This window comes from Moorena sp. SIO1G6 (assembly GCF_010672795.1).
GTDB classification, from domain to species: Bacteria; Cyanobacteriota; Cyanobacteriia; order Cyanobacteriales; family Coleofasciculaceae; genus Moorena; species Moorena producens.
Window position 1 is genome coordinate 1 of record NZ_JAAHFZ010000020.1, and the last position, 21,759, is coordinate 21,759.

Consider the following 21,759-nt stretch of genomic DNA (forward strand, 5'->3'; position numbering starts at 1 on the left):
ATAAATGTTGGGGATTAGTTGAAAATTTGATGCATTTAAGTCGTCATAAGCTCGATCATTATTTACGAGGTATGAGAGCTATGAAGCTTATACAGTCTACTTTTTAGCTCTCATGTCGCCCCCCCAGCAAAGCCCATCCATTTGCCAGTAAGGAAATTTCTGATCCCATAACCAGCCATAAGCAATTCGCCAAGGAGATTGTTTGTCATCCGCTGGTCTTCCTCGTTTATTATCCCAATTTACCCCATTTTTATTCATTTCCTCCCCAAACTGCTTTTTCAGCTTTTCCAGTACTTCGCTAATGGTAGTATTAATACTCGGTTCATTAAACCCTCCCAGTTTTTGTTTCATTTGGCGAGCAATCTCCACATTCCATTCTTGTCGGTTTTCAGGACTAAAACGCAGTATAAAGCATAGTTTTTGGGTTTCAGAGCTATTTATAGAGAAAATCTGGTCAGCGATGTATTCAAGGAACTGTTGTTGTTGAGATTGTTGGTTGATCATGGTATTTTTCATAAGAAAGGGAGCAGGCAGCAGGGAGTAGGGAGTAGGGAGTAGGGAGCAGGGAACAGGGTAGAACAGGCTTCCAGCCTGTGATACTTAACTCCCATAAGCTGTTCGCGTAGCGTGCGCATAGCGCATTAGCTGATAGCTGATAGCTGATGGCTGACCGCTGAATGCTTACCTAAATTCTGCCATGTAGATTTCGATTTGTGTTAGGTGAACAGCAATTTTTATTTGTTTTTATTTTAGGATATTTTAGTTTATTACTTTATAGTTATAATCCCTATTTTTATTTAGGTATATTTTCCAGTAAATACCATCAAAGTTTTTTATATAAAACTCCTATACACCGATTTTTTTAGTCAATAGATTAGAGGTCAGAAGCATTTTAAGCTATCAGCTATCAGCTATCAGCCATTCGCGTAGCGTGTTTGGCCAAGGCTGACGGCTGACGGCTGAATGCTTACTAACCATTTCACTTGAAAATAATGACTATGACCAAGAAGACTAATCGCAACCGAAAACGTTGGCTATTAATAGAGTTCGTTGTGGAGTTACTAGCTTTATTCCTTGATGCAAACCTAATCATAGTGTTGAATCTTTGCGTGTTGATTTGGCGTTGGCTCAGGGAAGAAGAAGAGGAGGAGTAGGGTCGATATCATAGTTGCCAAAAAGAAAGTAAGTGTGGGAAGGGTGGGGAGATGGGGAGTGTAAGCTCAACAGGATTTTTTTCCCTCTTCCCTCTTCTCTCTTACCTGCTCCCTGCTCCCTGCTCCCGTCTTGATGCAGTCGCTCATGGGGGAAACCCCCAAGACCGCGCTGCATCGCTGCTCCCTGCTCCCTAAAACCTAGATATTTGTACCTCACAAGTCTTATAATTGCTATAGTTGTAGTCTACTACTTGTTTTAGTAAAGGCACCCTCAGCCCAATATCAGCCATGAAATTCATCAGCCCCAAAACCGACTTTGCCTTTAAAAAAATCTTTGCCTCCCAGGAAAGTAAGCCGATTCTGATTAGCTTCCTCAATGCTCTTGTCTATCACAATCAACCTCTCATCCAAGATTTGGAAATTATTGATCCTTATCAGTCTTCTCCTCTGCCAATCCTCAAAGACTCTTTCCTGGATGTGAAAGCTAAACTGAGGGATGGTTCTCTAGTGATTATTGAAATGCAGGTTTTGCAGGTAGAGTCTTTTGCTCGTCGAGTTTTGTATAACGCAGCTAAAGCTTACTCACTACAATTAGGTCAAGGGGAAGGCTACCGTTCTCTCAAACCAGTGATTGCTCTGACCATTACCGATTTTATTATGTTTCCTGAGAATAATCAGGTAATTAATCATTTTGAGTTCCGAGAAAAAAGTACCAACATCAGCTACGTAGAAAATTACTTACAATTATTGTTTGTAGAGTTACCGAAATTTGAGAAACAGTTGGAGGAGTTAGAAGACTTGGATGAGTTGTGGATGTATTTTTTAAAAAATGCCCCTTCTTTAGATACAGTCCCAGATAAAATGGCACAACTCCCAGAGTTTCAACAGGCATTTGGCATTGCGTCTCAGGCGAATTTAACCAGGAAGGAGTTAGACGAACTAGGAAAACGAGAAATGTTTATTCATGACCAACAAGGGCTGATTCTTTTTGCTGAGAAACAAGGGAGAGAAAAAGGAATGAAACAAGGAATAGAAGAAGGAATGAAACAAGGGAGAGAAGAAGGGGAGAAAGAAAAAGCCCAAACAATTGCACGCCAACTTCTGCCTCTTTTGGATGATGAAACGATTAGCCAAACTACTGGCATACCTGTAGAGGAAATTAGGAAGCTTCGCTGAACAAGTCAAAAGGCAATAGACTAATGAAGAATTTAGAATGAAGAATTTAGAATTAATTTTTAGCATTAGCCAGTTTTGTAGGGTGGGCAAGGGGAGATAAATTGGTTGGAGCGCTTGGGTTGACCAATCACCTTGCCCACCAGGATTAACTGTGGCTAGCTAGCTTGGCTTTTGGCGTTGCGTCAGTCAAGTAATGAATAGCAGTAGAGTGGGCATCCTGCCCGCTCGACCAGATATTGATAACGGGCAAGATGCCCGTTCCACCAAGATGCCCGTTCCACCAAGATGCCCGTTCCACCAAGATGCCCGTTCCACCAAGATGCCCGTTCCACCAAGATGCCCGTTCCACCAAGATGCCCGTTCCACCAAGATGCCCATTCTACAGGTGTGACCCAAGGGCGCGAGCAATCCCTCGCGCCCTTGGAGGCGCGCACCTACTCTTAAAATCATTCTATTATTCAGCAACGCCTAAAATAGGTAAGCATTGGTTTAATCTGAGTTACGGAAAGCTGACCACTGACCACTGACCGCTGACAGCTGACCGCTTACTAATTCAGTAATTTCTCGGAATAAATCGAGGATTATTATAGCTTTTGTAAATCTTAATTTCTGATCAACATAGATTAAAAATATATAAATTATCATGTTAGATTTTAATCAAAGTAACTTCATAATTCCAATTTCAACTGGCATGGTAATAACGCAGGATTTGCCAAAAGAACTAGAAACTATTGAAATTGAGAATAAATACGAAGATTGCCTGTTAATGAAATTAGAGGGGACTATCGTTCAGCCAGATAAAATTGACCTATTCTTAACTATAAACTTTCATGATCAATTTTTAGAACTACCGGGTGGTAGCATCAAACTTGGGCTAACCGGTGGAGAGCTAAGGCTGAACTTAACCAATGGCAAACTTCCCTATTATCACCGTGGTTTCAATGATGATTTTAAAGTTTCCATAGAGAAAAAGCGAAGGTCAAAGCAAGGTAGTCAAATTCACCATGACAATAAGATGTCCATGGGTTTAGACCCTACTTCCCATCAAATTGAGTTCAACCTTGGCACAGAATTAAATCTCAGGAAAAATATCAATCACGAAAAAACTGATGAATTCACCATCATGGATTACCAGATAACATCCAAAGGTGGAGAAACCAGTCCAGCCTGGGTTTTTGCTGCCAAAAGTGGTGAGCCATTATTAACTGGAACCCTGAGCAGTATATGGTTAGGCAGTAAAGAAATTCCAGCTGGTCATGTCTTGATTCATGAAGGAGAATCTATCAATGCACTCTACATTGTCCTAGATGGCATCTTAACCGTTTCCGTTGAAGCTTGGAAAAGTCGGGAAATTGCTCGATTATCCAACGGTGAAGTAGTCGGAGAAATGTCTTTTGTGAAAGATCATCCCCCTTCCGCTACAGTTAAAGCTTTAGAAGACTCCATTGTGTGGTCAATTGATCGAGCTAAATTAACCCATAAACTAGAGAAAGACCCCCGTTTTGCAGCTCGTTTTTATCGATTGCTTGCTGCTGCTATTGCTGATCGAATACACCTGACCACAATTAGCTTACTTTACTTCGAGAAAGAGTATCAGATAGAAGACCCGATGGCGACTCACCTGAAGATTGATGAACTAACAACGTCCAGTCAATATAGGTTCATGGCTACACCCATTCATAACGAGTCGATCAAAACCTATGAAAAAGTTATTTTAGACAAAACTAAAGCAGCGTTACTGATTAATGGAGTGATTGAATCTTAAGCGATCAGCTATCAGCTATCAGTTTTCAGCCTGACCGCTGACCACTGACCGCTGACCACTGACCACTGACCGCTGAAGGCTGACCGCTGACCGCTGACCGCTGACCGCTGACCGCTGACCGCTGATAGCTGACAATTAATCGTCTTTTTTAATTACTTTAAACTCATCTAGCAATTGCACCCAAGTGATAGCATCTCTCTTATCATAAACCCACCCGATCAGATTGATATCTCCTGTTTCCCAAGCAAATTTCCACCAAGCATCTAACTGTTCTTCAGTAACATCTAATCCTATTATTTCATTTTTAAAAGTATCACTGGTAGGCTGACTAGAGTGATGCCCCTGGATAAACTGTTGCCAGTCAGCTACGGTAAACTTAAAATCGTAATCCTGTGCTACCTTAACTACCTCTTCTGGATTTCTAGTAGCTATTAGCTGCTGTTTTAAATCTTCTTGTAGAGAAATAGCATGGAAAAATTGAGCAACATTTTCTGTAGAGATTGTAGACATTGTAGATATTAGCTATAAAAAATGCGTCACTCATGGACGCCAGTTAATCGAGTTTACATCTATTATTATAAATAATTAGTCAGCGGTCAGCGGTCAGTGGTCAGCCGTCAGCCGTCAGCCGTCAGCCGTTGGCCTTGGCCGTTGGCCACGCTACGCGAATGGCTGAAAACTGATAGCTGATAGCTAAAAACTGATATCTAAAAACTGATATCTAAAAACTGATCGCTGATCGCTGATCGCTAAAAACTGATAGCTTAATGCTTACTATTTTATTTCCAAGAAGATAAAGGTGGTGTCTCTAACAAGGCAGCACTGAGACTGTCGTGAATCTTGGCATTAGTTGCCAGAATCCGCCCAGAATTAATATCAATAGGACTGCCATCATAAGCAGTAACTTTACCACCAGCTTCCTCTAGGATAACGATACCAGCAGCTACATCCCAAGGAGAAAGCCCTCGTTCCCAATAGCCATCTAATCGTCCAGTAGCAACATCACACAAATCGATGGATGCAGAACCACTACGGCGAACTCCCTGAGTCAGATGAGTCAGGTAACAGAACTCAGCATAGTTATTATCAGAAGTCTGCCGCCGGTCATAGGCAAATCCAGTCACTAACAAGCTCTTACCCAGCTCAGAGACTTGGGAAACCTGGATTGGTTGACCATTGCAGGTTGCGCCCAAGCCCACAGCTGCGCACAATAACTCATCCCGAAAGGGATTATATACTGCTCCCACCTGAGGCTTGCCGTCAATCAACAACCCCACAGAGGTAGCAGCAATGGGGTATTGATGGGCATAATTAGTAGTACCATCCAGGGGGTCAATCGCCCATAGGTATTTACTTTCATTGTCTCCCAGTTGACCGGATTCTTCTGCGAGAATCGAATGGTCTGGCACATCGTTTTTGAGTATATCTAAGACTACTGCTTCTGCTTCTTTATCAGCTGCAGTGACTAAATCTCCAGGACGACCTTTCTCTTCTACAGTTTTGAGATTGCCCCAGTAAGTTTTCAAAACATCACCAGCAGCAGTGGCAGCTTTAGCGGCAATATCAAGGAAAGTTTGTAGTTGTTCGGAGGTATGTTCTGTCATTGAGCAGATAACCTGTAGTTTATGAATTAATTCGGTAAGCAGTCAGCAGTCAGCGGTCAGCGCTCAGCTTATTTTATTCAAAAGTAACTCAACTAGCTTGGCCATCAGCCGTAAGCAGTCAGCGGTCAGCTGTCAGCTTATTTTATTCAAAAGTAACTCAACTAGCTTGGCCATCAGCCGTAAGCAGTCAGCGGTCAGCTGTCAGCTTATTTTATTCAAAAGTACCTTAACTAGCATGGCCATCAGCAGTCAGCGGTCAGCGGTCAGCTTATTTTATTCAAAAGTACTGATTGCAAGTAGCCCATAGGCTGATAACTGATAGCTGATAACTGATAGCTGATAGCTAATTGCTGATAGCTGATAGCTGATAGCTGATAACTGATGGCTGATAGCTGATGACTAATAACTAATAACCACTAAGGATTTTGACGGCGAAATTCTGCTGGTGTCAAGCGCAAAGGCTGATCTGGGTTCCAAATCCCATAGCCCATAATTCTGGCATATTCTTGAGCATGGGCTATTTTATCATCATATTTGTTATTAGGAACTAGGGGTGAAGCTAAGGCACAGCCCTGAGCTACCAACTGCTCATTGACCAACACACCATCTAGCCATACATAGGCTAACCAGCGGCTATAGCGGTCTTTTTCCTCGACATCCAGCTCCAAAATAACCGATTGTTGATCACTAGTTTCACTGAGGATCTTCTTTAAGCAGGTTTTTGCCTGATCTCCCCAAGGCTTTTGTTTCCAGCTTGGTGCCTGAATACCAATCATCCGGATTCTTGCCATTAATGGTGGATCTTGATTGGTGATCAACACATCCACCGTGTGTCCACTGATCACCTTTTGCACTTGAGCTTCAATCTGGTTGGGGACATTTGTCAATTGGCATCCCCCGAGCAAGAGCAGAAAGCAACTAAGGAGGCTCCCCGCTCTACTGTACCTCTGCTTGGCTAGTTTCCTAATCCTCATCCAGTGGCAGCCCAAACCGAACCTTACCTTTAGCAAAATATCGACCGAACTGAAGTTCATACACTTCATCTTCATCCTGAGTCTCTACCTCTAGGTCTGACCGGGGATAACTCACACACAATAGAGCATAGCCTTGTTCCCGCAATTGTGGAGATAGTCCCATGGCTTCCGGTTGGTAGACTTTTCCAGCCAACACTCGCACTGCGCAAGTGGTACAAGCTCCATTGCGGCAGGCAAAGGGTAGCTCCACACCCTGGTTTTCTGCGGAATGCAAGATATAGCGGTCAGTTGGCACGTTTACCTTGTGCTTAGCACCAGTTTGGCGATTATGAATCTGAATGGTGTACGATTGAGTCATTGACTTCCTATATAATTTTCTGTATAATCAGAAATCGGGCGATGAGTTGAAAAAGATTCAAAGCTCTAACTGAATACTTTACCTGGAGAGGTGGCCGAGTGGTTGAAGGCGCAGCACTGGAAATGCTGTTTAGGGGCAACTTTAACGAGGGTTCGAATCCCTCCCTCTCCGTAGCAATTCAATCAATACTATCAGTATGCTGGCGTGAGCATTCAGCGGTCAGCGGTCAGCATTCAGCGGTCAGCGGTCAGCGGTCAGCATTCAGCGGTCAGCGGTCAGCGGTCAGCATTCAGCGGTCAGCGGTCAGCGGTCAGCATTCAGCGGTCAGCGGTCAGCGGTCAGCATTCAGCGGTCAGCGGTCAGCGGTCAGCAGACCTAACAGAGATTAAACCAATACTTACCTGGTAAGCCTATGCCCTACGCGCATAAGCTGATAGCTGATAGCTGATAACTGATAGCTGAATGCTGAATGCTGAATGCTGAATGCTGAATGCTGAATGCTGAATGCTTACCGAAATACAAACCTAAAAGTCATTTAAGACCGCTATTGCCTATAAAATTATTGAAGATCCCAATTATAGAGCATCTAGCTGTAAGCCTGAAATGAAGCAGTTGATTCAAGGTCTGCATCAATTCCAGACCAATTACTTCGAGACCCACCGAGACCTATTTGAGTTACTGTCTCACGGGCAGCATCCCAGAGTACTATTCATCACCTGTTCAGATTCTCGCATTGACCCGAGTCTGATTACTCAAACTGAGCCTGGTGAAATGTTCATCATCCGCAATGCCGGGAATATCATACCGCCTTATGGAGCAAGTAATGGGGGTGAACCAGCAGCAGTAGAGTATGCTATTTATGCCTTAGGCATTAATGAAATTGTCGTATGCGGTCACTATCGCTGTGGAGCGATGAAAGGTTTACTGAAAATCGACAAGCTAGAAGAGGACATGCCAGCCGTTTACCAATGGCTCAAGCATGCCGAAGCCACTCGCCGGATTATCAAAGAACACTATCAAGACTATGAAGGTGATGAACTCCTGAATGGGGCGGTGGAGGAAAACGTCCTTAACCAACTACAAAATTTACGTACTTACCCAGTTATTCAATCTCGACTCAGAAGTGAGGAAATTCGGCTTCATGGCTGGGTCTATAAGATAGAAACGGGAGAGGTTCTGGAATATAGTCCACTGCAAAAGCAGTTTTTACCCCCTCAAACCCAGTTTTCAAGAGGAGCATGGATAACACCTCAGCAGCAAGCAAGAATTTATAAAGGTTCTCCGGAATAAACTCTAAACTAAGTAATAATAAACCAGAAAAAAAGTAGATGCAACCCTGATTAGAGGTGCTATAATCCAATTAGCGTCATTTGTACTCTTAGCCTGTGGTAAACTGTTGTCAGTAAGTCGTCAACAGTTTACAGCCAACAGTTAAATCAGCTTCTTAGTTTACAACAACCTTTTTGCAACCCTATGTGTAGATGCCCTGATAGTTGATTCCCGTTGGACTAGTTATCGTCCTACCGTCTTTCTAACGTTAGTCAACAAAAGACCCGAAACTAGCTCGTTTATAACAGCCTCTATACTGCCGGGATTTTGGTTGAGATATTACTATAGTAGAAGCTATTTCAAGATTAAAATAACCGTACAATTGCGGAATTAGTTGAATAGCCTAATTGGAGACATTGGGCAATTTTACGGTTATTTTGGTAATGGGTAATGGGTTAAGGGGAGTAGGGAATCGGGAATCGGGAATCGGGAGTCGGGAATCGGGAGTCGGGAATCGGGAGTTGGAAATCGGGAGTTGGGAGTCGGGAGTCGGGAATTGAATGTAGTTCATAAGTAAGTATTCCGCTCTCAGCTATCAGCTATCAGCTGAGTAAAACGAGCAGGGATTTTCAAGCAGCCGTACCAGCACCCCCCAGCTTGTTTACTACCTCCCGTTGATGAGCTGACGGCTGACGGCTGTTCGCGTAGCGTGCGCGTAGCGCATTAGCTGAATGCTTACAAACTATCTTTGGTTATTCCAGTATTAGTCGCGACGGGTCAATTTAAAAGCGGAGGAATAATAGCCAATGGAAGAATTAATGACTCTAAAGGAATTGCTCTACGAAGGCAAAATCCCTGAAGCCCTGGAACTGATTGAAGAATTGGAGGAGATGAGCAAATCGGATAAACTGAATAAACTATTTAGTTACGGAATTATTCTGCTGTTACATCTAATTAAAAAAGCTGCTGAGAAACGAACGACTAAATCTTGGGAAGTATCAATCCGCAATGCGGTTAAACAAATTCAACGGACTAATAAGCGCCACAAGGCTAAAGGAACTTATCTAACCGAAGAGGAATTATTAGAAACTTTAGAAGATGCCTATGAATCCGCTCTAGATCGAGCCTCATTAGAAGCATTTCAAGGAACTTATGAAGCTGAAGAAATTGCTAAAATGGTGGAGCGCGAGGAAATTATAAAAACAGCAATGGATTTGATTTTGTAGGGCTATCAGCTTAAGCGCTACGCGCACGCTACGCGAACAGCCGTCAGCAATCAGTTATTAGCTATAGCGCTAGGCAAGAGGCAATAGGCAATAGGCAAGAGGAACCCACCCCTAACCCCTCCCAGGAGGGGAAGGCAAGAGGCAATAGGCAATAGGCAATAGCTTACTAGAACAGCTTTTGCTACTTGTATCAATGTCCTAACTTTAATGCGTAGTGCTATATCAGTTATTAGCAATCCATGTAGGAATTGTTATAATTATTGATGCCCTATTCCCTATTCCCTATTCCCGACTCCCGACTCCCGACTCCCGACTCCCGACTCCCTTTGCTACAAATATTAGCATTGATCACATGGTCAAACTTAACTGAGAGCCAAGGGATGTCTTAGATACTTCAATCCTGGTCTGAAAGGCTTCTTTAAACTGAGGCATATGAGTCACGGTTAGAATACAAGCAAAATCGGATGCGATCGCATTAATTGCTGCAATCAATCGCTCACACCCCTCGGCATCTTGGGTGCCAAACCCCTCATCCACAATCAACATTTGCAACGATGTTCCTGAGCGTTGGGCCAACAGTTGTGCTAATGCCAGACGAATGGCAAAATTAATCCGAAATGCTTCACCACCGGAATAGGTTTCATAAGGTCGAGTACCAGTGGCATCAGCAATTAAAATATCTAAGGTATCAATCAGCTTAGTTTTTTTCTTAGAAGACCGACTCCCGGCCTTTTGGGTCACAATTTGGATGTGTAACTGATTCCCAGTCAGTCTAGCCAAAATTTGATTGCTTTGGGCTTCTAGTTGAGGCAAAATATTCTCTATCATTAGAGCCTGGATGCCATTTTTGCCAAATGCGATCGCTAATTCCTGATACACCCGATATTGCCGCTGGAGTTGTTGGAGCTTTTCGAGTTGCTGTTGATACTGACTTTGCAGGGATTCCAGTTGCTGCAACCGTTGTTGGAGACGCCCCTGCTGGGATAGTTGTTTATCCATTTGCTGTCGGCGCTGCTTCATCCCCTGTTCTAAAGCTTGGAGGTCTCTAGTGACATCAGGACTTTGTTCCATTTGCTTGACAATGTCCTCAATTTGTGTATTAACCTCCTTGAGATTAGAGCGTCTGCTCTGGAGGGTTTGAGTTAGGCTTGCCAAGCGTTGACCGACTTGGGGCTGTTGCTCTTGGGCAGTTTGTAATTCCTGATAAGGCAGTTGCCAAGATTGGGCTTGACGCAACGAGGCTCTAACCTGATTATGAGCATCCAAGTTATAGCCAATCTCAGCTATGTATCGATCCAGCTGATCCAATTGCTGCTTCAACGGGGAATTGGTTTGTAACTGATGCACTGAGGCTTGAAGAGTATCCAGCTTTCGAAGCAGCTGTGGTTTCTGGGCATCAATTTTTTTCTGACGCCGCCTTGCTTCTTCTAGCTTAGCCGAGTGGATTTCAGCCCAGCGCCAGCGGTCTACTTCCCCCCGTGCTAGAGCATGGGTTTGTTCATCGTAGTTGAGCTGTTGGATTCGGAGGTCGAGTTGCCTGAGTTCTTCGTGTAATTCTACCCCATAACCAGGAATACTAAGGGATTGTTGCAGTTCTTTCTTTTCCTCTGATACTTCATAGAGTCGGTCGTAAACTTCGTCAGTGGCTTCTAGTTGTGCTGCTAGTTGTCCCCGTTGTTCTAGCAACTCTTCATAAGGAGAGAGTTGTTTGGAAATTTGGGAGTATTCATGGCGCAACACCTGAAGTTCTCGTTCACAAACTGTTAGCTGCTCTCGTACTACCCAGAATTGATCTTGAACATCCTTGTGCTCAGCAGTAGTTTTCTGAATCACCCGGTCAGAATGGGCTGCATCTAGAGGCTGCTCGCATAAGGGACAAACCGCGTTCTGAACTTGCAGCAATTGGATTTTTTGGGTCAGTTCCCCCAGTAATTTTTCATAGCGACGTTGGTTTTCGTGGAGGCGTTCTCGAAAGCCTCGACGTTCTAGTCCTTTGTCCTGTAACCGAGACAGGTAGACCCGCTTTTTCTCTAATTCCCCAAGTTCAGCCTCTAACTGCAGTGCGGCCTGTCTCAGCTGAGGTGTTGTTGCTACTTGCTGGGATAACTGTTTTTCAGAAGAAACCAGTTCTTCTAATTTGGCACTGAGTCTGGCTTGAACCCGGTCAAGTTCGCTTTGGATAGACCCACGACGTTGCAACAAGGGAGAGACTTCTAGTTGTAAATTATCTAGCTGCTTGAGCCGTTCACGAACTTGCTTAAGTTGTGCGAGGGCTGTAGCCACTTGCCCTGAACGGGAGAGGGTATCTTGAATCTCTTGCTCTTGAGTACCCAAGGCTTCTAGTTGAGCTTGGATATCACGGATTTGCAGATTAAGTTGATTAATTTGTTGATCGAGCTGCTGTTGGAGTTGTTGTCGTTGCTGTTGCGCTTTCTGATAAGTCTGTAATTTGGCGGCAAGACTTTCTTCAAGTTCTTGTAGCTGGAGGTATTCGGCATAACCAGCAGTAATTTGTTGGTCTTGAGAGAGTAGTTCAGAAAGTTGTTGTTGTTGAGCAACAGCAGTAGCAATGTCTTGTTGTATGCGATCGCAATCTTGAGTGAGATTGAGATATTGTGTCCTAACAAAGTTCAGCTGTTGTTCCCAGCTATTCCGCTGATGTCCGATCGCTTGTAGTTTTTTGAGTTGTTGGGCGTCTTGGTCTTGGTCTTGTTGCAGCTGGTGTAAGGCAGTTTCCAGGGTAGCTGTTTCCTGTGCGATCGCATCCCGTTCTCCCAGTTGTTCCTTAATACCCTGCAAACTTTGCTCTAGCTGTTCTACTTGACCTTTCAACTGCTTTGACAAATCCTTGGCCTGGTCTGCCAATTTTTCGTATTGGTCTAGTTTGAGCAAATCTGCCAGAATTTGTTTCCGTTCACTGGGACGCCTGACCATAAACTCATCAGCTCGACCTTGACGCAGGTAAGAGGAGTTGATAAAGGTATCGTAATCTAGCTTCAGATTCGCTATTATTAATAATTGAGTTGCTCGTACTCCTTTCTGGGTTAAAGACTTAAAACCATTTGGTGTTTCCACTTGAAACTCTAGGGAACTCCCCTGTTTTCGGTGGCGAGTCCGAATAATTCGATGGGTTTGTTGATTATTTTGAAAAATAAAGTCAACTCGGACTTCCTTCGCCCCAGTATGGATGATATCGTTTTCCGAAGCAACACGGCTTTGTCCCCAAATCGCCCAGGTAATGGCTTCTAGCAGGGACGATTTCCCGGCTCCATTCTGACCACAAATACAGGCAGTGTGAAGACCCCGAAAGTCTAGAGTGGCGTCGCGGTAGCTGAGGAAGTTTTTTAGAGTTAGTTGGATCGGAATCATCTAGGTTCCACAAGCCTCACACCGTTAATACTTTCACGCATCAGTATAAACACACACTTTGCATAGTTTAACGACGTATATATCAGTTTTCTAGGTCTTGAACACTCATTTTTACAAAAGTTAATAAATACTCAGTAAGCAAAAATTATTAGCTAGACCGTCAGTTGTCAGCGGTCAGCTATCAGCAGTCAGTGGTCAGTGGTCAGTGGTCAGTGGTCAGTGGTCAGTGGTCAGTGGTAAGCCGTCAGCCGTCAGCCGTCAGCCGTCAGCCGTCAGCCGTCAGCCGTTGGCCAATGGCTGAGAGCTGAGAGCTGAGAGCTCAGAGCTCAGAGCTCAGAGCTGAGAGCTGAGAGCTGAGAGCTGATTTGGAGGTAACCATGTTCCATGGGGAACTCGATCAGGCGTACTATTAATCTAAGTAGGATGAATTTAATCGGATACCGAAACTAGGGTAAACATTATGTCAAAAGCTACGGTGCAATATACAACTAAGGATTTAAAGGAACTCGGCTTCATCGTTGAAGTCCCCGGCAGAACCGACAATGCCAAAAACAGAGCCAAAGCCCTAGAAGAGATTCAACGGCGCATGGAAGACTCAGAAGACACTACGGTCAATGAGGATAGCTTTGCCGATGGCTTGAGTGCGGAAGATTTGATTTTAGTTGAGCCACTAGCTACCGGTAGTACAGAGGGTGAGGAAGCAGAGATTATTCAGTCAGTAAAAGCGATCGCATCTTTAGCAAGTTTAAGGGTCAACTTGGAACAAGCTTACCAACAAGCGGTGGAATTACGGCCAGTGATCGAAGCCTTATTTTCCCCAGACCCCCTGACACCGGAACATATGAAACTGGCAACGGATAGAAATTTTGCCAAAACCTTAACAAAATTTGCTGAAGCCAAAGCAGCTCACGATCAGTATTTGCCCATTGCCAAAGAGGCTTGGGAAATATTAGCTCCCGCTTTGCCACCATCTCAGCATAAAGCTAATCCTCTAGGCTCGGAGGTAGTAGAGCATACTCAGAGTAATGGCAAAAATGGTGTGGCTGTGAATGAGTCATGAAACCTATGCCTAAAGGCAGGGGCTTCTAAAATTGTTTTCTAAAATTGTTTAGGTGGGGAGGGTTGAATCAGTCCCAATGCCGGATGTCATGGTATTTTTTTACTTTCCCCTCTTCCCTGTCTTCCCCTATTTTCCACGTCCAGGATTTTTCCCAAACCTGGCCTCTTGGACGCTACTACCAATTCCCTGAATTACACCACGAACTACTAGACCAATACTTCTACCAAAGACTTGGGTCAACAGATACACCACGCCATTACCAATCCAAGTAACAGCCGCTTGCAGACGGGGAGAAAGAGCATCCCGTAGCTCATAGGCTAAAGTCACAGCTAGCTGAAAACCTCGCAACTTTTCTAATTCTCGACGTCGGGGAGCATAGATACTAGTTTGTTTAATGCCAGTGTCAGTTAGGATAAATAAATCATATCGACTCTCGAAAATTGCTTGTGGCTCACCAAATAGTTTATCTTGGCGATATCGCCAGGATAGATTATTGCGAAATCGGGCTATTTCCCGGGATGACATTAGATTTTTATGATAAAAATTTACCTTAATAACTTCTACATCTGCCAATTGATTTAATAACGGTTGAATCACCCCATTAGCAATTTGGATAATTAAATTGTCCAGGAGAAATTCTGACCGTTGAATTGCTTCGGGGGTCTGGGCAGGATAGGAGACATTATCAATTACTAATGATTTCTCAAATAGCCGATGAGCTAATAAGTCAATAACTAGAGGAATTTTATCAATAATTTCCTTTTTTACGATGGGATAGTTACCCAGCAAAATAGTGACAACTTCTAGTTGTGTATTGTCCGTGTACAAGGTATAATACTTGCCGAAGAAATCTGTGATTGATGCTTCCCACAGATCTTTCAGAATCAGCTGTTGCTTCTGAGGTAAATGTTCCAGTTTTACTTCAGACAAGCGCAAATCTTCAACAAGTGCTTCAAAGGTTTGGAAGACTAAACCAAGTAACTCTGCTCTTTTCTCTACTTGGAGAATGTCAATTTCTAGGGGAACACCAGAGAGGTTGGATAAACCGGATTGAAGTTTTACCATTGTCCGCTCAAATGTTCGCTCAAATGTTCGCTCAACTAGTGGTGCCTTAGGGCTAAGCTGGGATTGAGCCCTTGGCGCAACAGTCAGTGAGCTTTCCGGTTTAGGCATTGGAACTAAGGAACTCTCCCGTGACGGTTCCACCAGAATGATGCTAGCAGGTAATAGCTGATCCGCCAGCCAACGGGCTACCAATAGTTCTCGACGGCGTCCAGTCCAAAACAGCCAATCCCAATTGGAAAGACGAGGATTTTGCAGCTGACTATTGACCTGGGCTAAAGCTGCTTCAAATTGTTGGAATCCTGAGTTACGCCACTGTTGATACCAGGGAGCAAAACCTGCACCTTTATAGGATATAGTAGGTAAGTTAGACAGTGTCTGCCAATAGGATTGACCCTCAATAATTTGACCAATGGCTTCAAGAATGGTAGCGATCGCTACTCCTTTGGGGCAGTACCCATTTACACCCAATGCTTGAGCTGCTGCTAGCACGGTGGGTTTAGATTCCCTGGTCAGTAGTAAGATTGGCAAGTTAGGGTACTCCTGCTGTAATCGCTGACACAGTGGCAATCCTGATAAGGCTATCCCTTCACTTGAATTAGGGGGACCCAAAGCTAGTTCCAAAATTGCCACATCCACGGAGTTGGTCGCCTCTAGTGCCGCTAATCTTGATAGGGCTTCTGTGCCAGTATCAGCCTCAGCTACAACTAGCAGCTCCTCGAAGGCTTGCAAGGCAGTCGTGAGACCCAATCGGAATACTGGGTCATCATCAATCAGAAGGATATGAGTTATGCGATCGCTCATATGGAGATAGCCTATAGGAAATCGCTCATGGCTAAAGCCTGTAAACCAATGAACTCTATGAACAATTAGCCATTTACGCTAGCATAACATTACCTTTTCTGGCTTGGTGGCTGACGAACCGACCCGCCGGAGCAGGAATCCAGGTTAATTGTTAATTGTTAATTGTTAATTGTTAATTGTTAATCGTTAATTTAAAATTATTAATTCTCAATTAACGATTAACGAAATTTGATAATAACTGTTCAGATTAAATCAGTTCACCGCCCAATTCTTGGTCTTTGCTTAGGCTTGTGGTTGTAGCTGTTCGTGTGATTGAGCTAGCTGTTGCTGTAGCTGTTCCTGTGATTGGGCTAGCTGTTGCTGTAGCTGCTCCTGTAGTTGTTCCTGTGATTGGGCTTCTAGCTGTTCGTGTGATTGAGCTAGCTGCTCCTGTAGTTGTTCCTGTGATTGGGCTTGTACTTGTTCCTGTCGCTGTTCCTGTGCTTGTACTTGTAGTTGTTCCTGTGCTTGTACTTGTAGTTGTGCTTTATCTGGTTTCGGTGCCTTGGGTTTTTTCTCAAATACTTGAATGCCTGGTTGCTCTACCCGAAACCCTTTGTTAATTTTGGCTCCCAGTTTGCCAGTAATAACAGCCACCCACATGGAATACATCTGATTAGCAGTGGTGATTTTTTTCCAAACTTTAGGTTTGACCTTAATCGTAAAAATCGTGCCATCACAATCAACACTAAATTCCTGCCAGCCGTTTTTAACCGTTTTTGCTGTCGGTAACTCGTTAATTTTGATAGTGATTTCCATTTTGCCAGAAACTATTCCATTTTTTGGTTTTTTTATTTGACTGATTTCATCCGCTTTGTGAATACTCATTATTTCAAGCATCGGCAACTCCTTTGGTAATAAAAGTGATTTGTTTTAGGAATATGGTTAAGAAAATATAGCGGTTTTTAAGCTAGTAAGGTACAAGTGTTTGAGTAAGCATATGCGCTACGCGCACGCTGCGCGAACAGCCTTCAGTAGTCAGTGGTCAGTGGTCGCTGAAAGCTGAATGCTGAAAGCTGAATGCTGAATGCTGAATGCTGAAAGCTGAATGCTGAAAGCTGAATGCTGACATTTCCCCTAACCGAAACCCCTTGGGTCAAGGTGTTAGACTGGTCAGGGGTAACTCAGCACAAGTCAGTTTAGTGGCCATAAGGAAACAGTGGTTGATCTTTTGTCTAGAGACCACCAATCCAGAGACCTTTTCGAGCCATCGAAGGTCAACTGACTTACTTATTTACTCTGTGATTTTGCATTTTCTCATATTTTTATGATTTCAAAAGCGACTGCATCAAGAATGTTAGGTAAGTTTGAAAAACTCAAAAAAACCTAATGGTTCTGGATTTGATCGATATGCGATCGCATAAGCGCGGAAGCTGAGGCCGTAGGCCACGCTACGCGAACGCTTCATCGCGCTCCTGACATCATGTCCGGATAATTACCCTTAATAAAAATCTCGCCACACGCCCCACACTTGCCACACGCCCCACACTTGCCACACGCCCCACACTTGCCACACTTGCCATCCCTACACCTTGGTAATTATTGGCCGAATTCCACCAAAGCGGCGCGTCAAATAGGATTGCGCCGCCATCCAAGACATGAATCAGATCGAGGTTAGGGCTTCGAGTTAGCCTACTGCTAAGCATTGCTGCAGATCAGCAATGCTATTAACGTTTTCTAAACTTAACTCCGGACACATCCGTTTAATTAAGCCAGTCAGCACCTTACCTGGTCCGACTTCCACTACTTTCTCAATTCCTTCCACTGGTAGCCTCAGAGAAATTTCTCGCCATCGTACTGAACCAGTAATTTGAGACTGGAGTTGATGTTTTAAGGTAGCTGCCTCGACCGTGGGTACAGGGTCCACATTCGATAATACTGGTACCTGGGCGTCAGTAAAGGGGACAGACAGCAAGAGTTCCTGGAACTGAGCCGCTGCTTCAGCCATTAAGGGAGAATGAAAGGCACCGGACACTTTTAGAGGAACAGCCCGTTTGACTTTAATCTGACTCAGCAAATCCTGAACTGCTGTTGGTTTACCTGAAATTACCACTTGAGCAGGACTGTTATCATTAGCAATAACAACATCCTGTATCTGCTCGATTTTTTCTTCAAGTTCTGGGCGTTTGAAGCCAATCAGAGCAACCATCATGCCTTCAGTTGCACTATCCATCAATTTAGCCCGATGTTGGACTAGGCGTAGCCCTGCCTCAAAGTTAAATACCCTGGCAGTGTAGAGGGCAACATATTCTCCCAAGCTGTGACCCGCTAGTAGATGGGGTCGTTCCCCTTGTTCCATGAGCAGATCAGCCAGGATACTCTCAACTACGTATAAGGCAGGTTGAGTGTAGAGGGTTTGAGATAACTGATCGGACTCCCCTTGACAAATATCTAGGACAGACCAGCCTAAAATTTCCTCAGCTTGCTTAAACTTAACCTTTGCAGAGGGCAGGTCTAATAAGTCTACTCCCATACCTGGTACCTGAGAACCTTGTCCGGGAAACACCCATGCAGTCTTTATCATTTATTAATTATTTATTGGTCGTCAAGAATCAATTATCTGCTATTGCTGTACAATTTGGTGGTCTTATGGATTTGAATTATCTCAGGTGCCCTGAGTGCTGAGTGCTGAGTGCTGAGTGCTGAGTGCTGAGTGTTGATCCGGTTTACCCTGATTTATCTGGTGCTTATTGCTACCGATGGAGAGCAATACTTTGGTAAACGGTGGCAACATCTGGGTGATTGGAACCATGGGCAATAAATTCTTGGAGGATAATATCGGTAGAATAAGGCGGCTGGTAAACTGAGCACAACACTTACCCTAAATCAGGATACTACAGTAGCTCGGTATAAACCGGAAAGCAACTACGAGTAGTACACCACCGACGTAAGCATTCAGCTGAGAGCTCTCAGCTAATGCGCTACTTGAGGTGCTTTTGAATAAAACAGGTACGCATTGGAATAATGCTGACCACTGAGCGCTGACCGCTGACCACTGAGCGCTGACCGCTGACCGCACCTCAAGTAGCACCATCTGTAGCGCATATGCTTACCCACCGACTAGCAAAGACATGGGATAAAACAGGGTAAGCTAAGTTTAATCATTGGCTGATCAACGATAGCTCTATAATTTAGAGCGACTCATTATCAATTAATCTGTCATAATTCATAATTTTTAAAACTCCAGTTTTAAATCTGCCATTAAGTTCAAAATAGTTGATGGATCCCCTTGACGGTAGTATCCCCAATTAAATTCAGCAATTTGTTCTAGTACTTTAGGATTAAACTCTCCTTCGTTACCGTAACCAATAGTGAAAAAGGCAATTCGATTATCGCTGGAAAAGCCACTTTTTTCCAGTTCTTGAGATAGTTGCTCAAGACGAAGCTTAGAATCAGAATCGTCGCCATCGGTCAAAATCACCACAGCATTAATGGCACGCTCTTGGTAATTCTTTTGTAACCAGTTACGGGCTTCGAGGGCAGCATCATATAACCGATTACCCCCGTCAGGGTTGAGATTAAGAATAAACGCCATAGCGCGATCGCGTTTTTGAGGGGTGCTATCTACCAATACTGGTGGACGAATCTCGGAATCAAAATCAATCAGGGCAATTTGTTCTGTTGGTCCTAAACTCTCGATGTATGCGCGCAAAGTCTTTTGAACCGCTGCTAATTTATTCCCCGACATAGAACCGGAAGAGTTTACCAACACCACCACTTGTGAGGGTTTTTTGGCAAATTCCTGCCAGGACTTGACCATTGCTGCCACTACCTCTGGTTGAGGGGAACTCAGGGAATCGTATCTGGCCTTGGAGTCAACACCAAATTGAGCAGAAAACTTGGCACCTAATGGCACTTCTGGTACACCTGGCCTTAAACCAAGTTCTGTGGCAATTTTTTGGACTTGGGGCGATCGCAAATAATCAATCACCTGTTGCCCAGCAGCCTTTTCCTGCCTACTCACCCAAGGGGCTTTGGGTAAAATTGCTCGCATATTGGAGGTAAAGGTTGCCTGAGGATACACGGCCTGATAGCGGCTTTGCCCAGCTTGCTGATCGGAATTTGCAGCAATCACCGAGGACTCGTACACTGAACCAATCGATGCCCAAAAGGAACCATTCTTTACCATGTCCTTTGCCAAGGAACTGGTAGAGACACCATAGCGAATCACTTTACTTTGTATGGCTTGGATCTGTGTCTGATAACCCTGCACATCTGCTACTGTCAATTGTTCTGGTGGTTTACCAGATACACTGGCAAATTGAGCCACTAAGGTTTGTAAACCAGAATTGGAGCCAGTAGGAGCAGTGTGGACAAGGTGAATGGGCAATCGAGGGCTATTGGGATCAAGTTCCTGGTGGGTTTTGGTATTCACCAAGGCTTTGTACAAATCCGGTTGCTGGCGTAATCCATCGGCTAATTCTGCCGATGTCATAAATACCATGGGGCTCTGGGCTAACAATGGTGCATCGGTAATCTCTCCGATGTAATCTCGCCCTGGGAAAATCTGATTGATCTGATCGATTAACTGACGATGATGGATTTCCCCATCCACCGAAACTAAGCTAGGAAATTCTGGCGCATTACGCTTAAGGCTACGGGATTTGAGTTGTTGCGCCAGGGATGTCAGACTAGTTACCACATCGCTACTACTTTTAGTGTCGCAGCTGAGAGAGAACCCCTTACCATTGGCTAATTTCGGCTGTTGTTGGTTAAATTGCTCCGCTGCTTGCTCGCAGAATTGCCCTAAAGCGCTACCGACTAAGAATTTGACCTCAAACCTTTGCTGGGTTATAAGGTTGGGTTTTCCCATGCAAGCTCCTAGAAAAAGCATACCCAACGCGGTGCTCAGGTGAGTTAGGCGCTGATAACTCAATAATTTAGTATTCATAATATAGAATTTTTAGTTGAGATGTAAACATAGGATTGATATAAAAAGGGAATAGGGAACAGGGAATAGGGAACAGCAGGAAATAGGAATATTTTTTGGTGTTATGATAAATCAGCCGGAAATGCTATATCATTATTTATGTGGCAATAATTAATGCGCTAATCACACTTTATCTAAAAATTAGCCATATACAAATTATCCACGCAACCGTTTATTTTTGAAATAGTCTCACATTCTGTTAAAGTCAAATAGGTCGCCACCAATCACTGATGATCAATCACTGATGATCAATAATGTCAAAGTAATTCACCATCCCCTTGTGCAGCATAAGTTAAGCCTGATGCGTCAGGCTGGAACGAGTACAGCCAAATTTCGTAAACTCCTTAAAGAAGTTGGGTTATTGTTGGCATACGAGGTAACAAGGGACTTGCCCCTAAAGTATGAACCAATCAATACACCAATCGCGCCGATGCTAGCTCCGATGCTGGCTTCAGAAAAGAAGATGGTGATTGTCTCGATTATGCGAGCCGGACAGGGTCTGTTAGATGGCATTCTAGAACTCATCCCATCGTCTCGTGTCGGTCATATCGGTTTGTACCGTGACCCCCATACCTTTGTACCCATCGAATATTATTTCAAACTCCCCGATGATATGAGTCAGCGAGATGTGTTGGTGGTTGATCCGATGTTAGCTACAGGTAATACTGCCGTTGCTGCTGTTGACCGACTCAAGGAAGTTAGCCCGAAGTCAATTAAGTTTCTGTGCTTATTAGCAGCACAGCAAGGGCTTGACTATTTCCAACAGCAGCATCCAGATGTAGTGATTTACACGGCGGCTATTGATCAAGAATTAGATCACCATGGCTATATTATTCCAGGACTTGGGGATGCAGGCGATCGCTTGTATGGTACGAAGTAATCTAATATAGCGCTACGGACAAGGCAAGAGGCAAGAGGCAAGAGGCAAGAGGCAAGAGGCAAAAGTTTACTATAGTATTATGGAAATGT

The 21,759-nt window shown here is 44.0% G+C and carries 25 protein-coding genes, 1 tRNA gene and 1 pseudogene; 10 read left to right on the forward strand and 17 right to left on the reverse strand.

The window, feature by feature from the left end; all coding sequences use genetic code 11:
- Positions 1-96 precede the first annotated feature (96 nt).
- From F6K63_RS19500 to F6K63_RS19510, 3 genes are all read right to left on the reverse strand, one after another.
- A complete protein-coding gene (locus F6K63_RS19500; RefSeq protein ID WP_287312939.1) occupies positions 97-504 on the reverse strand; it encodes a hypothetical protein in 408 nt (135 codons plus the stop codon).
- An 8-nt stretch (positions 505-512) separates the two neighbouring features.
- The gene (locus F6K63_RS19505) at positions 513-635 is read right to left on the reverse strand and encodes a hypothetical protein (RefSeq protein ID WP_287312940.1); all 123 of its coding nucleotides are present in this window, start codon (positions 633-635) and stop codon (positions 513-515) included.
- Between the two features lie 493 nt (positions 636-1,128).
- A complete protein-coding gene (locus F6K63_RS19510) occupies positions 1,129-1,371 on the reverse strand; it encodes a hypothetical protein (RefSeq protein ID WP_287312941.1) in 243 nt (80 codons plus the stop codon).
- A gap of 71 nt (positions 1,372-1,442) precedes the next feature.
- On the opposite strand from F6K63_RS19510, the gene F6K63_RS19515 reads away from it, so the two are divergent.
- Positions 1,443-2,330: an Rpn family recombination-promoting nuclease/putative transposase gene (locus tag F6K63_RS19515; protein WP_287312942.1), complete on the forward strand. Its 888-nt coding sequence runs from the start codon at positions 1,443-1,445 to the stop codon at positions 2,328-2,330.
- Between the two features lie 186 nt (positions 2,331-2,516).
- Here the strand turns inward: F6K63_RS19515 and F6K63_RS19520 are convergent, their stop codons facing one another.
- Positions 2,517-2,780 carry a hypothetical protein gene (locus F6K63_RS19520; RefSeq protein ID WP_287312943.1) on the reverse strand — a complete coding sequence of 88 codons (264 nt, stop codon included), beginning with the start codon at positions 2,778-2,780 and terminating at the stop codon, positions 2,517-2,519.
- Positions 2,781-3,021: 241 nt separating this feature from the next.
- Here F6K63_RS19520 and F6K63_RS19525 point away from each other — a divergent pair, with 241 nt between their 5' ends.
- A complete protein-coding gene (locus tag F6K63_RS19525; protein ID WP_287312944.1) occupies positions 3,022-4,095 on the forward strand; it encodes a cyclic nucleotide-binding domain-containing protein in 1,074 nt (357 codons plus the stop codon).
- A gap of 135 nt (positions 4,096-4,230) precedes the next feature.
- Here F6K63_RS19525 and F6K63_RS19530 read toward each other — a convergent pair whose 3' ends face one another.
- From F6K63_RS19530 to F6K63_RS19545, 4 genes are all read right to left on the reverse strand, one after another.
- A complete protein-coding gene (locus F6K63_RS19530) occupies positions 4,231-4,605 on the reverse strand; it encodes a Nif11-like leader peptide family natural product precursor (RefSeq protein ID WP_008178068.1) in 375 nt (124 codons plus the stop codon).
- 269 nt (positions 4,606-4,874) lie between these two features.
- Complete coding sequence (locus F6K63_RS19535) at positions 4,875-5,699, reverse strand: inositol monophosphatase family protein (protein WP_287312945.1); 825 nt, start codon at positions 5,697-5,699, stop codon at positions 4,875-4,877.
- A gap of 416 nt (positions 5,700-6,115) precedes the next feature.
- A complete protein-coding gene (locus F6K63_RS19540; protein WP_229414242.1) occupies positions 6,116-6,586 on the reverse strand; it encodes a thermonuclease family protein in 471 nt (156 codons plus the stop codon).
- Between the two features lie 76 nt (positions 6,587-6,662).
- On the reverse strand, positions 6,663-7,031 hold the full coding sequence (locus tag F6K63_RS19545) for a 2Fe-2S iron-sulfur cluster-binding protein (protein WP_008178059.1): 369 nt from the start codon (positions 7,029-7,031) through the stop codon (positions 6,663-6,665).
- A gap of 84 nt (positions 7,032-7,115) precedes the next feature.
- Between F6K63_RS19545 and F6K63_RS19550 the strand changes: the two genes are divergently transcribed.
- From F6K63_RS19550 to F6K63_RS19560, 3 genes and pseudogenes are all read left to right on the forward strand, one after another.
- A tRNA-Ser gene (locus tag F6K63_RS19550) sits at positions 7,116-7,202 on the forward strand.
- Positions 7,154-7,342, forward strand: a pseudogene (locus F6K63_RS37330) (hypothetical protein); the annotation flags it as partial. The gene F6K63_RS19550 and the pseudogene F6K63_RS37330, both read left to right, overlap by 49 nt.
- Before the next feature lie 292 nt (positions 7,343-7,634).
- Positions 7,635-8,321 (forward strand): carbonic anhydrase, encoded by a 687-nt coding sequence (locus F6K63_RS19560; RefSeq protein ID WP_008178055.1) that lies wholly within the window; start codon positions 7,635-7,637, stop codon positions 8,319-8,321.
- Between the two features lie 382 nt (positions 8,322-8,703).
- Here the strand turns inward: F6K63_RS19560 and F6K63_RS19565 are convergent, their stop codons facing one another.
- Complete coding sequence (locus F6K63_RS19565; RefSeq protein ID WP_287312947.1) at positions 8,704-8,871, reverse strand: hypothetical protein; 168 nt, start codon at positions 8,869-8,871, stop codon at positions 8,704-8,706.
- 235 nt (positions 8,872-9,106) lie between these two features.
- On the opposite strand from F6K63_RS19565, the gene F6K63_RS19570 reads away from it, so the two are divergent.
- Together F6K63_RS19570 and F6K63_RS19575 are read left to right on the forward strand one after the other, a co-directional pair.
- Entirely contained in the window at positions 9,107-9,526 is a 420-nt protein-coding gene (locus F6K63_RS19570; protein WP_008178053.1) for a DUF29 family protein, read from the forward strand.
- A gap of 214 nt (positions 9,527-9,740) precedes the next feature.
- On the forward strand, positions 9,741-9,896 hold the full coding sequence (locus F6K63_RS19575; protein ID WP_287312948.1) for a hypothetical protein: 156 nt from the start codon (positions 9,741-9,743) through the stop codon (positions 9,894-9,896).
- Here F6K63_RS19575 and sbcC read toward each other — a convergent pair.
- A complete protein-coding gene (gene sbcC / locus F6K63_RS19580; protein ID WP_287312949.1) occupies positions 9,875-12,895 on the reverse strand; it encodes an exonuclease subunit SbcC in 3,021 nt (1,006 codons plus the stop codon). The two genes, F6K63_RS19575 and sbcC, sit on opposite strands and share 22 nt — an antisense overlap.
- Positions 12,896-13,059: 164 nt before the next feature.
- Between sbcC and F6K63_RS19585 the strand changes: the two genes are divergently transcribed.
- Complete coding sequence (locus F6K63_RS19585; protein ID WP_158026830.1) at positions 13,060-13,203, forward strand: hypothetical protein; 144 nt, start codon at positions 13,060-13,062, stop codon at positions 13,201-13,203.
- 152 nt (positions 13,204-13,355) lie between these two features.
- Entirely contained in the window at positions 13,356-13,955 is a 600-nt protein-coding gene (locus tag F6K63_RS19590) for a hypothetical protein (RefSeq protein WP_287312950.1), read from the forward strand.
- A gap of 126 nt (positions 13,956-14,081) precedes the next feature.
- Here the strand turns inward: F6K63_RS19590 and F6K63_RS19595 are convergent, their stop codons facing one another.
- From F6K63_RS19595 to F6K63_RS19625, 7 genes are all read right to left on the reverse strand, one after another.
- Positions 14,082-15,821: a DUF3685 domain-containing protein gene (locus F6K63_RS19595; RefSeq protein ID WP_287312951.1), complete on the reverse strand. Its 1,740-nt coding sequence runs from the start codon at positions 15,819-15,821 to the stop codon at positions 14,082-14,084.
- Between the two features lie 282 nt (positions 15,822-16,103).
- On the reverse strand, positions 16,104-16,700 hold the full coding sequence (locus tag F6K63_RS19600) for a hypothetical protein (protein ID WP_287312952.1): 597 nt from the start codon (positions 16,698-16,700) through the stop codon (positions 16,104-16,106).
- Between the two features lie 581 nt (positions 16,701-17,281).
- Positions 17,282-17,506 carry a hypothetical protein gene (locus F6K63_RS19605; protein ID WP_287267422.1) on the reverse strand — a complete coding sequence of 75 codons (225 nt, stop codon included), beginning with the start codon at positions 17,504-17,506 and terminating at the stop codon, positions 17,282-17,284.
- Complete coding sequence (fabD, locus tag F6K63_RS19610; protein WP_008178043.1) at positions 17,488-18,384, reverse strand: ACP S-malonyltransferase; 897 nt, start codon at positions 18,382-18,384, stop codon at positions 17,488-17,490. Before fabD ends, F6K63_RS19605 begins: the two co-directional genes overlap by 19 nt.
- Positions 18,385-18,465: 81 nt before the next feature.
- Complete coding sequence (locus F6K63_RS19615) at positions 18,466-18,612, reverse strand: hypothetical protein (RefSeq protein WP_008178041.1); 147 nt, start codon at positions 18,610-18,612, stop codon at positions 18,466-18,468.
- A 69-nt stretch (positions 18,613-18,681) separates the two neighbouring features.
- Positions 18,682-18,894 (reverse strand): hypothetical protein, encoded by a 213-nt coding sequence (locus F6K63_RS19620; RefSeq protein ID WP_131827278.1) that lies wholly within the window; start codon positions 18,892-18,894, stop codon positions 18,682-18,684.
- A gap of 141 nt (positions 18,895-19,035) precedes the next feature.
- Positions 19,036-20,751: an extracellular solute-binding protein gene (locus F6K63_RS19625; protein ID WP_502708329.1), complete on the reverse strand. Its 1,716-nt coding sequence runs from the start codon at positions 20,749-20,751 to the stop codon at positions 19,036-19,038.
- A gap of 283 nt (positions 20,752-21,034) precedes the next feature.
- On the opposite strand from F6K63_RS19625, the gene upp reads away from it, so the two are divergent.
- On the forward strand, positions 21,035-21,670 hold the full coding sequence (gene upp, locus F6K63_RS19630; protein WP_287298236.1) for a uracil phosphoribosyltransferase: 636 nt from the start codon (positions 21,035-21,037) through the stop codon (positions 21,668-21,670).
- The last annotated feature ends 89 nt before the right edge of the window (positions 21,671-21,759 follow it).